At 75.1% G+C, this 13,265-nt stretch carries 16 protein-coding genes; 5 read left to right on the top strand and 11 right to left on the bottom strand.

Annotated features, from left to right (window positions below; genetic code table 11):
* The 4 genes from LN037_RS18325 to LN037_RS18310 all read right to left on the bottom strand — a co-directional run.
* Positions 1-436 (bottom strand): DUF222 domain-containing protein (locus tag LN037_RS18325; protein ID WP_230755200.1); only part of this gene is annotated, 436 nt, incomplete at its 3' end.
* A 199-nt stretch (positions 437-635) separates the two neighbouring features.
* Entirely contained in the window at positions 636-1,139 is a 504-nt protein-coding gene (purE, locus tag LN037_RS18320; RefSeq protein ID WP_230755218.1) for a 5-(carboxyamino)imidazole ribonucleotide mutase, read from the bottom strand.
* A gap of 75 nt (positions 1,140-1,214) precedes the next feature.
* Entirely contained in the window at positions 1,215-2,402 is a 1,188-nt protein-coding gene (locus LN037_RS18315) for a 5-(carboxyamino)imidazole ribonucleotide synthase (RefSeq protein WP_230755198.1), read from the bottom strand.
* A gap of 11 nt (positions 2,403-2,413) precedes the next feature.
* Positions 2,414-3,367 carry a GGDEF domain-containing protein gene (locus LN037_RS18310; RefSeq protein WP_230755196.1) on the bottom strand — a complete coding sequence of 318 codons (954 nt, stop codon included), beginning with the start codon at positions 3,365-3,367 and terminating at the stop codon, positions 2,414-2,416.
* A gap of 179 nt (positions 3,368-3,546) precedes the next feature.
* Here LN037_RS18310 and LN037_RS18305 point away from each other — a divergent pair, with 179 nt between their 5' ends.
* Both LN037_RS18305 and LN037_RS18300 read left to right on the top strand, forming a co-directional pair.
* Complete coding sequence (locus LN037_RS18305; protein WP_230755194.1) at positions 3,547-5,100, top strand: sigma-70 family RNA polymerase sigma factor; 1,554 nt, start codon at positions 3,547-3,549, stop codon at positions 5,098-5,100.
* 121 nt (positions 5,101-5,221) lie between these two features.
* Complete coding sequence (locus tag LN037_RS18300; protein ID WP_230755191.1) at positions 5,222-5,884, top strand: DUF1707 SHOCT-like domain-containing protein; 663 nt, start codon at positions 5,222-5,224, stop codon at positions 5,882-5,884.
* Here the strand turns inward: LN037_RS18300 and LN037_RS18295 are convergent.
* Complete coding sequence (locus tag LN037_RS18295) at positions 5,878-7,134, bottom strand: alpha-hydroxy-acid oxidizing protein (RefSeq protein ID WP_230755189.1); 1,257 nt, start codon at positions 7,132-7,134, stop codon at positions 5,878-5,880. The two genes, LN037_RS18300 and LN037_RS18295, sit on opposite strands and share 7 nt — an antisense overlap.
* A 142-nt stretch (positions 7,135-7,276) precedes the next feature.
* Here LN037_RS18295 and LN037_RS18290 point away from each other — a divergent pair, with 142 nt between their 5' ends.
* A complete protein-coding gene (locus tag LN037_RS18290) occupies positions 7,277-8,164 on the top strand; it encodes an SAM-dependent methyltransferase (RefSeq protein ID WP_230755187.1) in 888 nt (295 codons plus the stop codon).
* Here the strand turns inward: LN037_RS18290 and LN037_RS18285 are convergent.
* From LN037_RS18285 to LN037_RS18275, 3 genes are read right to left on the bottom strand one after another with little or no spacing between them, the layout of a single operon-like run.
* A complete protein-coding gene (locus LN037_RS18285; RefSeq protein WP_230755185.1) occupies positions 8,121-9,005 on the bottom strand; it encodes an LLM class flavin-dependent oxidoreductase in 885 nt (294 codons plus the stop codon). The two genes, LN037_RS18290 and LN037_RS18285, sit on opposite strands and share 44 nt — an antisense overlap.
* A gap of 26 nt (positions 9,006-9,031) precedes the next feature.
* Entirely contained in the window at positions 9,032-9,346 is a 315-nt protein-coding gene (locus tag LN037_RS18280) for a winged helix-turn-helix domain-containing protein (protein ID WP_230755183.1), read from the bottom strand.
* A gap of 34 nt (positions 9,347-9,380) precedes the next feature.
* Complete coding sequence (locus LN037_RS18275) at positions 9,381-9,620, bottom strand: hypothetical protein (protein ID WP_230755181.1); 240 nt, start codon at positions 9,618-9,620, stop codon at positions 9,381-9,383.
* 319 nt (positions 9,621-9,939) lie between these two features.
* Between LN037_RS18275 and LN037_RS18270 the strand changes: the two genes are divergently transcribed.
* The gene (locus LN037_RS18270) at positions 9,940-10,227 is read left to right on the top strand and encodes a DUF1540 domain-containing protein (RefSeq protein ID WP_230755173.1); all 288 of its coding nucleotides are present in this window, start codon (positions 9,940-9,942) and stop codon (positions 10,225-10,227) included.
* On the opposite strand, the gene LN037_RS18265 is transcribed toward LN037_RS18270, so the two are convergent.
* Entirely contained in the window at positions 10,212-10,607 is a 396-nt protein-coding gene (locus LN037_RS18265; protein WP_230755171.1) for a hypothetical protein, read from the bottom strand. The two genes, LN037_RS18270 and LN037_RS18265, sit on opposite strands and share 16 nt — an antisense overlap.
* 101 nt (positions 10,608-10,708) lie before the next feature.
* Here LN037_RS18265 and LN037_RS18260 point away from each other — a divergent pair, with 101 nt between their 5' ends.
* Positions 10,709-11,182 carry a GtrA family protein gene (locus LN037_RS18260; RefSeq protein ID WP_230755169.1) on the top strand — a complete coding sequence of 158 codons (474 nt, stop codon included), beginning with the start codon at positions 10,709-10,711 and terminating at the stop codon, positions 11,180-11,182.
* Positions 11,183-11,265: 83 nt separating this feature from the next.
* Here the strand turns inward: LN037_RS18260 and LN037_RS18255 are convergent, their stop codons facing one another.
* Together LN037_RS18255 and LN037_RS18250 are read right to left on the bottom strand one after the other, a co-directional pair.
* A complete protein-coding gene (locus LN037_RS18255; RefSeq protein WP_230755167.1) occupies positions 11,266-12,546 on the bottom strand; it encodes a sensor histidine kinase in 1,281 nt (426 codons plus the stop codon).
* A gap of 12 nt (positions 12,547-12,558) precedes the next feature.
* Positions 12,559-13,233, bottom strand: coding sequence for a response regulator transcription factor (locus LN037_RS18250; protein ID WP_230755165.1), 675 nt, complete (start codon positions 13,231-13,233; stop codon positions 12,559-12,561).
* Positions 13,234-13,265 lie beyond the last annotated feature (32 nt).

Here is a 13,265-nt window from a genome sequence, read left to right as displayed (position 1 = left end):
CCTTGTCCACCAACGCCCGCAGCTCCGGGTCCAGGTGCGAGGTCACGGACACGACGTGTTCGGCGAGCTGCTCCGAGATGCGCCCGACCACCAGCAGCGCCCGCGTGCACGGCAGATCCGTGGCGAGCGCCCGGGCCACCGACAACCGGCGGTCGCCGATGTGGGGGGAGACGTGCGCGGCCAAAGCGATCTGGTCGGCGATCCCCCGGCCGAGCTTCTCCGGGTCCAACCGGCCCTCGGCGACGAGTTCGATCTGGGCTTCGACCTGAGCGCGACCGAACGCGACCATCGCAGTGTGCTGCGCCGCCGCCACCGCTGAACGCAGCTTCTCCAGCAGAGCGATCCGGTCGATGCACGCCGCGCCGCCGTCAGAGGTGGGATCGGTGGGCAGCTCGGCGAGTTCAGCGAGGCGCGCGAGCAACGCGGTCAGCTCCACACTGACCGGGTCCACCACCTCGTTCGAACTCATGTTCGCAAGCTAGCAGCCACCCCCGACAATCACGGCCGTGTCCGGCCTACGACCTGCGACGATGCGTCAAAGCTGTCACTGGACGCCAGCAACGACGCTTTCCTGCCACCGAGGGGGCTTGCCACCGAGGGGGCTTGGGGCCCGACCGACCGGCCCCGACCCGCCGTCAGGACGAGCCCGGCCCCAGCTTGCGCACGGCCTCGTCCTTGCCCGCCACCGAGGTGCGCAGGTCGGCCTGGAAGTCGGCCATCCGCGCGGCGAGCCCCGCGTCGGCGGCCGCGAGGATGCGCACGGCCAGCAGGCCGCCGTTGCGCGCGCCGCCGATCGACACGGTCGCCACCGGCACGCCCGCGGGCATCTGCACGATCGAGAGCAGGGAGTCCATGCCGTCGAGGTGCTTGAGCGGCACCGGCACGCCGATCACCGGCAGCACCGTGGCCGCGGCGACCATGCCGGGCAGGTGCGCCGCCCCGCCGGCCCCCGCGACGACCACCCGCAGCCCGCGCGACGCGGCCGTCTCCGACCACTCCAGCATCGCCCGCGGCGTGCGGTGCGCCGAGAGCACCCGCGCCTCCCACGGCACGCCGAACTCGTCGAGGGCCGTGGCGGCCGCCTGCATCGTGGGCCAGTCGGAGTCCGAGCCCATGACGATGCCGACCAGCGGGGGCAGCCGCGCGTCCGAGACCTGCGAGGACGAACCCGTCCTCGCGACCGCCTGGCCCGGGACCAGCTCCGAAGACGACATCTAGTGCGCACTCCATCCGTCGGTCCAGACACCCGTGGCGAGGTGGTCGGCGGCCAACCGGGCACGCCGGCGGACCTCGACCATGTCGTCACCGGTGATCGTCACGTGCCCGAGCTTGCGGCCCGGGCGCTCGCCCTTGCCGTAGAGGTGCACCCGCGCCTCCGGGAAGCGGGCGAGGGTGTGGTGCAGGCGCTCATCGGGGCCCGTCGACGGCAGCGGGTCCCCGCCCAGCACGTTCGCCATCACGCACGCAGGACGCAGCGTCGCGGTCGACCCGAGCGGATAGTCGAGCACCGCCCGCAGGTGCTGCTCGAACTGCCCGGTGACCGCGCCGTCCATCGACCAGTGCGCCGAGTTGTGCGGGCGCATCGCCAGCTCGTTGACCAGCACCCGGCCGTCGGGGGTCTCGAACAGCTCGACGGCGAGCAGGCCCACCACCCCGGTCGCGGCGGCGATGCGGATCGCCAGCTCCTCGATCTCCTCCGCGGTGTCCTCGGACAGGCCGGGGGCGGGCGCGAGGACCTCGGTGTTGATGCCGTCGGACTGCACGGTCTCGACGGCCGGGTACACCGCGGCCTGCCCGAACGGCGACCGCGCCAGCACGACGGCGAGCTCGCGCGCGAGAGCCACCTTCTCCTCGACGAGCAGCGGTGTCCCCGCGTCCAGCAGCTCGGCGACCAGCGGTCGCGCCTCGTCGGCGGAGTCGACGACCCACACCCCGCGACCGTCGTAGCCCCCGCGCGCGGCCTTGAGCACCACCGGCCACGTGTGCTCCGCGGCGAAGGCCTCGAGGTCCGCGGCGGACCCCACCGGCGCGAAGGCCGGGACCGGCTCGCCGAGCTCCGCCAGCCGTCGGCGCATCACGAGCTTGTCCTGCGCGTGCAGGAGGGCCTCCGGCCCCGGGTGCACGGTGACGCCCTCGGCGACGAGCGTCGTCAGCAGCTCGCCGGGGACGTGCTCGTGGTCGAAGGTCAGGGCCTCGGCGCCCGCGGCGACCCCGCGCAGCGCGTCGAGGTCCCGGTGGTCGCCGATCCGGACCTCGGGGGTCACCAGCGCCGCGGCCTCGTCGGGCGAGGTCGCCAGCACGCGCAGCGTCTGCCCGAGGGAGATCGCGGCCTGGTGGGTCATGCGGGCCAGCTGGCCGCCGCCGACCATCGCGACGACGGGCAGGCCGGTGCGCTCCTCCACGGGCGGAGAACCTAGTCGGCGTCGCCCTCGGGGGCGATCACGGGCACGTCGAACCCGAGGATGCGGTCCCGTCGCGGCACGGCGGGCTCGGCGTCGCGCAGCTTCGCGAGGACGTCTCCGACCCCCTCGAGCGAGGCGGGCAGCGCGACGATCCGCGCGCTCGGCGCCCCGAGGACCCCCGTGGCGCCGGCCAGCCGCCGGGCGAGCAGACCCCGCAGGACCCGCACGCGACCGGCCAGGCCGTCCCGCGGGGCGAGCACGACGACGGTGGACCGGCCCACCACGGCGATCGTCTCGCCGGCGTCGAACACCACCGCCGCGGCGTCGCCGGCGACGGTCAGCGGGGCCACCCGGGACCATCCGGCCACCTGCAGGGTCACGACGACGAGCGCGGTCCGCTCGCTCACCGACGTCCCGTGTGCACGGGCCTCGCGGTAGACCTCGGCGAGCCGGGTCCGCAGGTAGCGGGCGCTGGCCAGCCCGGACAGCGGGTCGAGGGCGGCCGCCTCCGAGAGGTCACCGCAGGCCACGTCGGTCCAGCCCAGCGACACCACCCGCACCAGCCGCGAGCCCTCGGCGCCCGGCAGGCCGAGGCGTCGGCGTTCCCCCAGGTCGCCCAGCGCGCCGCTCACCGCGGTGTGCAGCGCCGCCAGGTCGGAGAGCGTCTCGTCCAGCCCGATGCCCGCCGCGGCGCGCGCGCCCGCCCACCGCGTGAGGGCGTGCTCCAGGGGCGGCCCGACCCGGCCCGAGAGGACGACCTCGCACACCTCCTCGACGGTCGGATCCGGCCACTCGCTCGCCACGGACCACCCGAGGGCGTTGCTGCACGCGAACCAGCGTTCCCGGAGCGCGTCGTGCGCGGGGCCGGACCGCCCCACGCCGGCGCCGCGGGCGAGGGGGGCGGGATCGGCACCCGCGGGGGCGCTGTCGACGACCTCGTCCCGCCGCTCGTCCGCGAGCGTCATGCCACGTACCTCCACTGCTCCGCGTGCCTCCGCCGTCGTGTCGGGCGGCGTGACCGACCGTGTCGATCGCCGACCGCTCTCCCTGGCGACGCGCGAGACGGTCATCCGTGACGGTGACACTGCCGGGATCCTCCCCGAACCGACCTCAGACTCGTCGGCGAGGGGGGAGGTGTGTCCGGATGGCCGAGGTCGGCGGTGCCGCGTCGGGTCCCGCGCTGCCCGGACCCAGTGACGCCGAGCTGCTCGGCGTCATCCGCGGCCGCCCCGCCGACGACGAGTCCACGGTCGCGTTCGGCACCCTCTACGACCGCCATCGCGACGCCGCCCGAGCCCTCGCCCGCCAGCTCGCCCGCTCCCCCGCCGACGCCGACGACCTCGTCTCCGCCGCCTTCGCCCGCCTGCTCGAGATCCTGCGCGCCGGCGGCGGCCCCACCGAGGCGTTCCGCGCCTACCTGCTCACCTCGCTGCGCCACCTCGCCTACGACCGCACCCGCGCCGAACGCCGCCTCGACCTCACCGAGGACATGGGCGAGGTCATCGGCGTCGATCCGGAACGCACCGTCGTCCCCTTCGCCGACCCCGCCGTCGCCGGCCTCGAACGCTCCCTCGCCGCCCGGGCCTTCGCGACCCTCCCCGAGCGCTGGCAGGCCGTCCTCTGGCACCTCGAGGTCGAGGGCGACTCCCCCGCCGACATCGCGCCGCTGTTCGGCCTGACCCCCAATGCCGTCTCCGCCCTCGGCTACCGCGCCCGCGAGGGGCTGCGCCAGGCCTACCTGCAGGAGCACCTCGCGGGGGGCGGCCCCGGCGCGCCGCCGAAGGACCGCAGGCACCGCGAGACCGAGGAGAAGCTCGGCGCCTGGACCCGCGGTGGGCTCTCCAAGCGCGACGCCGTGAAGGTCGAGGAGCACCTGCGCGAGTGCGCCGACTGCCGCGCCCTCGCCGCCGAACTCCGCGAGGTCAACTCCGGCATCGTGCGCACCGCCATCGCGCCCCTCGTGCTCGGCGCCGCCCTCGTCGGCTACCTCGCCACGCGGCAGGGGGCGTGGGTGCCGTCGACCGCGGAGCTCGTCGTCGCGGGCAGCGGCGTCGTCGGCGTGATCGGCGCCCTCGGCGGCCTCACCCGCTCCGCGGAGGTCCCGCGGACCCGACGCCTCGGCGCCGCGGTCGTCGGGCTCGCCGGCCTCGGCCTCGCGACCGCCACGGCCCTCACCACCCTCGGCCCCGAGGCCCCGGTCGCCGGGCCGCCGGTGCTGCGTCTTCCCGACGCCGGGTCGGTGCCTGTGGTGCCGCCGGCTCCCCTGCCCGTGCCTCCTCCCGACGGCGGGTCGGACGCTCCCCGGCCGGACGTCCCCCGGCCGGACTCCTCCGGGGTCGACGCTCCCGGGTCGGACGGCGCCGGCTCCTCGACCGGCTCGCGACCGTCGGGGTCAACCGGCTCGGGGTCAACCGGCGCGGGGTCAACCGGCGCGGGGTCAACCGGCGCGGGGTCAACCGGCGCGGGGTCGAGCAGCTCGAGGTCGGGCAGCTCCGGCGCCCGGTCGCCCGCGCCCCGTCCCACGACCACCGTCCCGTCGTCGGGCACGGTGACCTCCGGGCACTGGGGCACCGACGGGAGCCGGTGGACCGCGGACGGCCCCGTGGTCGACCTGGACGTCCTCGACCTCGACGTGCTCACCGAGCGGACACCCCGCCGCGGCCTGCTCGAGCCGGTGCTGGACGTGCTGCTGCACTGAGCGGACGTCATGGCTCAGCGGCCACTCGCCGCGGGCCTGCGAGCGTGGCGTCCTGCTGACGTCCAGCGTCAGCCGTGTGCCACGGCTGACAACGGGGCGCCGGCGCGGGAGGCTGCACGCCATGAGCGACCCGACCCCGGCGGTCCGCGCCTCGGACGCCGAGCGCGAACAGGTGGCCGACCTCGTGCGGCGCGCGGTCGGAGACGGCCGCCTGACGATGGTCGAGGGCGACGAGCGGCAACGGGCCGCGTACGCCGCGACGTTCCGCCACGAGCTGGCGCCGATCACGGCGGACCTGGAGCCGGAGCCGACCGCCCAGCCGTCCCGACCCGCCGTCGGGAAGGAGATCGCCACCCGGCCGGACGCCACCGGGTCGGTCGCGGTGATGAGCGGCGCGGACCGGTCGGGGACGTGGACGCCCGGGCTGACGCACCGCGCCGTCAGCGTCATGGGCGGGACGAGCCTCGACCTGCGCCACGCGAACCTGGACTCGCGCGGCCTCACGCTGCAGGTCGTGTCGGTGATGGGCGGCGCGAACGTCGACCTGCGCGGGGTCGGGGTCGACGTCACCGTGCAGGCGTTCGCGCTGATGGGCGGGTGCGAGGTCGTGGTCGACCCGGACGCGGTCGTCGAGGTCACGGGCGTCGGGTTCATGGGCGGTTTCGCCGACCAGGCGGGCGCGCCCAGCGGCACGCCCGGGCCACGGGTCAAGGTCAGCGGCTTCGCGATGATGGGCGGGGTCTCGGTGACCCGACGGCCGCTCGCCGTGGAGAGCGGTCAGTAGCGCCGCTGCACCTCCAGCTCCGCCGCGGACGAGGCGCCGGCGAGCCCGACGGTGAGGTCGAGCTCGGCGAGCACGTCGCCCACGACCTGCGCGACCCCCTCCGCCCCGGCCAGCGCGAGCCCCCAGACGAAGGGGCGCCCCAGGCACACCGCCCGCGCGCCGAGGGCCAGGGCGAGCGCGACGTCCGCCCCGGTGCGCACGCCCGAGTCGAGGAGCACCGGGAGCCGGTCGGCGACCGCCTCCACCACCCCGGGCAGCGCGTCCAACGCGGCGACGGCGTGGTCCACCTGTCGCCCGCCGTGGTTGGACACGAGCACCGCGTCGACGCCCGCGTCGACCGCGCGGCGGGCGTCGACGGGGTGCAGGACGCCCTTGAGCACGACCGGCAGGGAGGTCCGGGACCGCAGGGTCGCGACGTCGTCCCAGCTCAGGTGCGGCCGGGAGTAGACCTCCAGGAAGGTCTCGACGGCGGCCCGCGGCACCGGGGAGCGCAGGTTCTCCAGCGTGGACCCGGGGAAGTTGTGCGTGATCTCGAGCAGCGTGCGGACGGCCTGCGGGGTGATCCGCGGAGCGGGTCCGGAGCGTGGGGTCGCCGCCCGCTCCCGCGCGAGCCGCGAGAAGACGGGGTCGGAGGTGTACTGCGCGATCCCGAGCCCGCGGCTGAACGGCAGGTGCCCCAGGTCGAGGTCGCGCGGGCGCCACCCGAGCATCGTCGTGTCGAGGGTGACGACGACGGCCTCGCACCCGCTGGCCTCGGCACGCGCGAGGAAGCTGTCGACCAGGTCGTCGGAGGTGGACCAGTAGAGCTGGAACCACCGCCGCCCGATCCCGGCGAGCGCCTCCATCGCCGTGCCCGCTTGGTTGCTGACGATCATCGGTACGCCCGCGGCGGCGGCGCCCCGGGCGACGGCGAGGTCCGCGCCGCGCCGCACGAGGTCGAGCGCCCCGATCGGGGCGAGCAGCAGCGGGTGGTCCAGGCGACGGCCGAAGAGCTCGGTGGAGAGGTCCCGGGACCCGACGTCGCGCAGGACGCGCGGCACGGTCTGCCACCGCTCGAACGCCGCCCGGTTGGCGCGCACGGTGGCCTCGGCTCCCGCCCCGCCGGTGACGTAGGCGTCCGCCCGACGTGACATCGCCCGGCGGCCGCGCCGCTCCAGCTCCCCCGCCGTCGTCGGGACCCGGGGACGGGACCCCGACACGCCGTCGCGGTAGACCTGCTCCTGACGGGCCCGGCCCGCCCCGATCGTCATGCGGCGTCGTCTAGCACGAACCGGGCCGGAGTGCCGTACGGGCACGGAGGGTGTCGGACCTCTCACCCTCCGCTTGTGCGGGACCCGGCGTCCCGGGGACCCTCCTTTCGAAAGCTAACAATCGGTTCTCGAGGAGGCGGACGTGACGGACAGCCGTTTCGAGCAGTGGGACGTGGTGTCGAGCGTGGGGCTGACGGCGTTGGTCGTGGCGGCGGGCCGCGCGGTCGACACCCACCGGCCGGACGGGCTGATCTCCGACCCCTACGCCGAGGCCTTCGTCCAGGCCGCGAATCCGCCGCAGCCCCTCGCGACGCGGCCCGTCGAGCCGCAGGACGACTCCGACGACGAGCTCTGGCAGATGATGTCGGGCTACATGGGCACCCGGACCCGGTTCTTCGACGAGTTCTTCCAGGGCGCGGGCGAGCGTGGCCTGCGCCAGGTCGTCGTCCTCGCCTCCGGGCTCGACACGCGCGCCCACCGACTGTCGTGGCCGGCCGGCACGACGTTCTACGAGGTCGACCAGGCGAAGATGATCGAGTTCAAGGACGCCGTGCTCGAGCAGGAGGGCGCCACGCCCCACTGCGACCGCCGCACGGTGCTCGCCGACCTGCGCGACGACTGGCCCGCCGCCCTCCGGGCCGCGGGCTTCGACCCGGCCACGCCGACCGCCTGGTTGACCGAGGGCCTCCTGCCCTACCTGCCCGCCGAGGCCCAGAGCGCGCTCGTCGACGCGATCGACGACCTCTCGGCCCCCGGGTCGGAGTGGGCGATCGAGGACTTCACCAACATCACCCAGCAGTTCGACGACCCCGCCTTCCGCCGGGTCGCGGGCAGGATGGGCGTGGACATGCAGCAGCTGCTGTACAGCGACGAGCGCCCCGACCCCGCCGCGACCCTGCGGAGCCGGGGGTGGAGCACCGAGTCCTTCGTGGCGACCGAGGTCGCCAAGTCCTACGGGCGCATCCTCGACCCGCTGACCCAGCGCCTCAACGGCCAGAGCTCGCTGGTCGTGGCGACGAAGGGACGCTGATCGCGGTCAGCACGTCCTCGTCGCCCGCGAACACGCCCTCCCGGCGCGGCCACGCGACGGCGACGTCGGTGAAGCCGAGCTCGCCCGCCCGGCCCACCACGTCGTCGAACAGGCCCGCCGCGGAGAGGGCGTAGACCGGCGCGCCGTCGGTGTTGAGGATCCTTCCTCCCGACGCCGGGTCGTGCCCGGCCCGGGAGCGCGCCTCGCCGTACGCCGTGGCGAGGTCCGCCACGCCGCGCCACCACGCCGCGAGGTCCTCGCCGCCCGCTCCGGTGGTCACCCACCCGTCGCCGAGCCGGGCGGCGAGGTCGACGGTGCGCCGCCCGTCGGCGGCGAGGACGAACGGCACCCGCGGTCGCTGCACGCAGCCGGGCGCGTTGCGGGCCTCGACGGCCGTGTAGTACTCGCCGCGGTGGGTGACGCGCTCCTCGGTGAGCAGCCGGTCGAGCAGCACCGTGAACTCCTCGAACCGGGCGAGGCGGCTCGCCGGTCGCGGCACCCCGAGCACCTCGGTGTCGTAGCCCCGCGGTGTCCCCGCGCCGAGCGCCGCGGTGAACCGACCCCGGGAGAGGTCGTCCAGGGTGATCACGTCGCGGGCGAACGGGACGGGCGAGCGCACGTTCGGGCTGACGACGAACGGCCCGATCTCGATCCGCTCGGTGACCGTCGCGGCCAGCGACAGCGTCGGCACCGCGCCGTACCAGGGCCCGTCGACCAGCGTGCGCCAGCCGAGGTGGTCGTAGGTCCAGCCGGTGGCGAACCCGAGCTCCTCGACCGCCCGCCAGCGCCGGGTCGCCTCGTCGCGCGGGTGTTCGGGCAGGACGGTCAGACCGATGCGCACGACGCGGCAGTCTGCCCGGCCCCTCGTCAGGAGGGCTGGTCGGCGTCGACGCCGTCGAGCACCCCGGACAGGCTCGTCAACCAGGCCAGGTGCGCCTCCAGGGCCGCCCGGCCGACGGGGGTCAGGCGGAACCACGTGCGCGGCCGGCGCCCCACCGCACCCTTCCGGATTTCCAGGTAGCCCACATCCTCCAGCGAGCGTGCGTGCTTGGAGACCACCGAGTCGCCCGCACCGACGGTGTCGCGCACCGTGGCGAAGTCGGCCCACGCGGCGCCCTGCAGGAGGGCGCAGATCGCGAGCCGGGGCCCGACCTCGAGGACCGGGTCGCGCGTGGGGTTCACGTCGGCCGCACCCGCCCGGTGCGCACGGCAGCGGTCACGGCCGGACCCGTCCGGAGCGGATGTCGGTGCGGATCGCCCGCTGCATCCGCACGAAGAGGCCCATGGTCACGACGACGCCGACCGCGGCGGTGGAGAGGCGGGCGTCGACGACCTGGGAGACCAGGATCGCGACCGTCGCGGCCGTCATCACGGTCCAGTACCACCACGGCGGGCGGACCCGCTCGGCCAGCCGTTCCCGCTGTTCGGCCACCACGGCCATCGCCTCGTGCGCCATGTCCGCCTCCCCGGCAATCGCTTGCCGATCGGCAAGTACATGCCGAGTGCGGCGCGCGACAACACCCGCCGTCGTGAACACCAGGTGAGCACGGGAGCAAGGGCCGAACGGGCGAAGGTCAGGCACACCTACGGGGAGTCCCCGTCATCGTTGGCCCGATCCGGTGACACATCTCGCGAACTCGACCCGCGCGAGCGGTCGTCGCGGTCCGTCCGACGGCGTCGACGCAGGTCGGCGCGTCGCACTCCCGACGGCGGGTCCAGGTGAGTGGAGCCTTCGCTTGCTGTTGGGGCGTCGCGGAACCGGACATCCTCGTGCCATGACTTCGATGCGCGAGTTGCCGACCGTCCAGTCCTGCGCCGCCACGAGCTGTTCGTACAACGAGAACTCCTCCTGCCACGCCGGTGCGATCACCGTGGGTGGCTCCGCCTGCGGCACGTTCGTGGAGATCTCGTTCCGCGGCGGCGTCGACCAGGGCGGCCTCGTCGGGGCGTGCCACCGCTCCGAGTGCAAGTTCAACGACAAGCTCGAGTGCACCGCCTCGTCGGTCGAGATCGGCGGCCAGGGCGCCGACGTCGCCGACTGCCTGACCTACGAGGCCAAGTAGGCCTCGTCCAGACGCTCCAGGACGAGGGCGCCGGTCCGGTCGGCCCGCAGCGCCCCGTCCGCCACCGCGACCGTCGCGACCGGGTCGACGTCGTCCACCAGGACGGCGGCGCCCGCCGCGGCCAGGTCGCGGAGGCCCGCGAGCACCGTCCGGCGGTCGGCGGCCTCGAGGCCGTCGGTGAGCCGGTCGGCCAGCACCACGGCGGCACCGGCCGCCGACGCCACGGTGGCGCGTCGCGCGAGCGCGGACTCGTCCCTGGCCGCGGTGAGCCGCACCGTGCCGGGGACGCAGCCGTCGTCCAGCGCCGCCATCACCCGGCGACGGACCAGGCCCGGTCCGAGCAGGGCGGTCACCTCACCCACCGGCAGCCGCAGCGACATCGCGTCCTCCCTCGATCGTGACTGAGGTGAGCCTAAGCTTGCCTTCCCCCGGTGTCGATCCCCCGGGGTCGTCCGCGTCCGAGGTCCTAGACTCGTCCGCGATGAGTTCCGCCACGGGGTCCCGCCTGAGCTCGGCGTGGCTCCGGCACGGGGAACTGGTGCGGTTCGCCCTGGTGGGCGCCAGCACCTTCGTCGTGGACACCGGCGTGTTCCTGCTGCTCAAGAGCACGATCCTCGAGCCCAAGCCGGTCACCGCCAAGATCCTGGCCGTGCTCGTCGCGACCGTCGTCGGCTACGTCGCCAACCGCGAGTGGTCCTTCCGCGCCCGGGGCGGCCTCGCCCGTCGTCGGGAGGCGGGCCTGTACTTCGTCGTGAGCGGCGCCGCCCTCGCGGTCAACGCCGCGCCCCTGGGCATCTCCCGCTACGTGCTCGACCTGGCCACGCCGACCGTGTCGGCGTTCACGGAGCAGGTCGCCGACCTCGTGAGCGCGCAGGTCGTCGGCACCCTGCTCGCCATGGCCTTCCGCTGGTGGGCCTTCCGGCGCTGGGTCTTCCCGACGGCGCTGTCCGGCTGAGCCTCCCCGGTCGTGGCGGGAGAGCGTCGTTGCTGCCACCGGCCGACGGCAACGACGCCTCCCTGCCACCGCGGGGGTCAGCGTCAGCGCGGCCCCGTCGCGGGCAACGGCCGCGGCGAGGCGACCGCCTGATCGGTCCGCGGCACCGGCAGGAACAGCGCGAACACCGCGGGCTTCGTCCGGGCCAGCTCCAGACGACCGCCGTCGGCCTCGACCAGCGCCCGGGCGAGCGCGAGACCGACCCCGGTGGACGCCGAGCCCGACACCCCGCGGTCGAACACGTGCGGCGCCAGCTCCGAGGGCACGCCGTCGCCGTTGTCGGAGACCTCGACGACGATCGTGTCGTGGTCGGAGTGCCGCGCCGCGATCGTGATCGTGCCGGCCCCGTGCCGCAGCGCGTTGTCCACGAGCACCCCGAGCGCCTCGCGCAGCCGCGCGGACGTCGCCCGCGCCACGAGCCCCTCGGCCACCCGCACCCGGAGGGCGCGGCCCTGTCCGGAGGCCGCGTCCTGCCACTCGTCGGCGACCGCCGCGAGCTCCCCGTCGAGTTCCAGGGGCGACGCGCTCGCCGCCCGGGCCGCCCGCGCGGAGTTCAGCAGCTCGTCGAGCACCTCGGCCAGGCGCTCGGCCTGCTCGAGCGCCGCCCCTCCCTCGGCGGAGACCTCCGGGTCGGGGTGCGACGAGAGCTCGTCGAGCCGCAGCTGCAGGGCGGTCAGGCGGCTCCGGAGCTGGTGGGAGACGTCGCCGACGAGGTCCCGCTCGCGTTGCACGAGCTCCGCGAGGGCCACGGCCGACGAGTCGAGCACGTCGGCGACCCGGTCCAGCTCGGGAATGCCGTGCCGCAGCGGCGCCTGCCGGAAGTCGCCGGCGCCGAGCCGGGCGGCCCGCCCGGCCACCTGCTGGAGGGGGTCGGCGAGACGACGGGCGGTGAGCGTCGCGACCACCGCCCCGACCGCCACCGACAGCACGATCGCCGCGAGCACCAGCGCGGTCGCCTGCAGCTGCCGCGACCGCATCTCGGCGGCCGGCTCGGCGATCACGGCCGAGCCGTTGATGCCGAACGAGGCGCTCTCGGCGACCTGGTCGGGATCGGTGGTGTCCCCGATCGCGCTCGTCCCGCGGGGCGTGCGCACCACGAGCGACCCGCCCGGCGGCACCGCGATCGCCACCGCCGAGAGGTCCACCGGACGGTCGGACTGCAGCTGCGAGTCGAGTGTGGCCACCACCTGGCGCAGCCGGCCCGCCAGGTCGGCGTGGGTGAAGTCCTCCACGAGCCGCCAGGTGGTCAGCGCCAGCGGCCCGCCGAGGACGGTGACGGTGATCGCGACGACGAGCAGGGTCGAGATCAGGATCCGACGACGCACGGCGAACCAGGCCTAGGTGTTGAAGCGGAACCCGACCCCGCGCACGGTCGAGATGCGCTTGCCGCCGGATGGCCCGCCGTCGGTGTCGCCGAGCTTGCGGCGCAGCCAGGACATGTGCATGTCGAGCGTCTTCGAGGTCTTCATCTCCGGGTCGTTCCACACCTCCCGGAGGATCTCCTCGCGCGACACGACCTGACCCGCGTGCGCGAGCAGCACCCGCAGCAGCTCGAACTCCTTGTTCGCGAGCCCGACCTCCACGCCGTCCACGAGCACGCGGCGCGCCGACGGCTCCATCCGCACCCCGCCCGCGTCGAGGATCTCGGGGGCCCGGCGGCGCAGCAGCGCCCGCACGCGGGCGAGCAGCTCGGCCAGCCGGAACGGCTTGCCCACGTAGTCGTCGGCGCCCGCGTCGAGACCGACCACGAAGTCGACCTCGTCGGTGCGGGCCGTGAGCATCAGCACGGGCAGGTCGGGCTTGCCGGCCCGGACCCGGCGGCAGACCTCGAGGCCGTCCATGCCCGGCAGCCCGAGGTCGAGGACCATGAGGTCGACCTCGCCCTCACCGGCCCGCGTCACGGCGCTCGGCCCGTCGTCCACCACGTCCACCTCGTAGCCCTCGCGCGTGAGGGCCCGGGACAGCGGTCCGGCGATCGCCGCATCGTCCTCGACGAGGAGCACCGTGGTCATGAACGACCAGCGTAGACCGCCCGGTGCGCGAT

This window comes from Actinomycetospora soli (assembly GCF_021026295.1).
GTDB classification, from domain to species: domain Bacteria; phylum Actinomycetota; class Actinomycetes; order Mycobacteriales; family Pseudonocardiaceae; genus Actinomycetospora; species Actinomycetospora soli.
The sequence above is the reverse complement of the archived record's forward strand: the minus strand, read 5'-3'. Positions and strand labels throughout refer to the sequence as shown.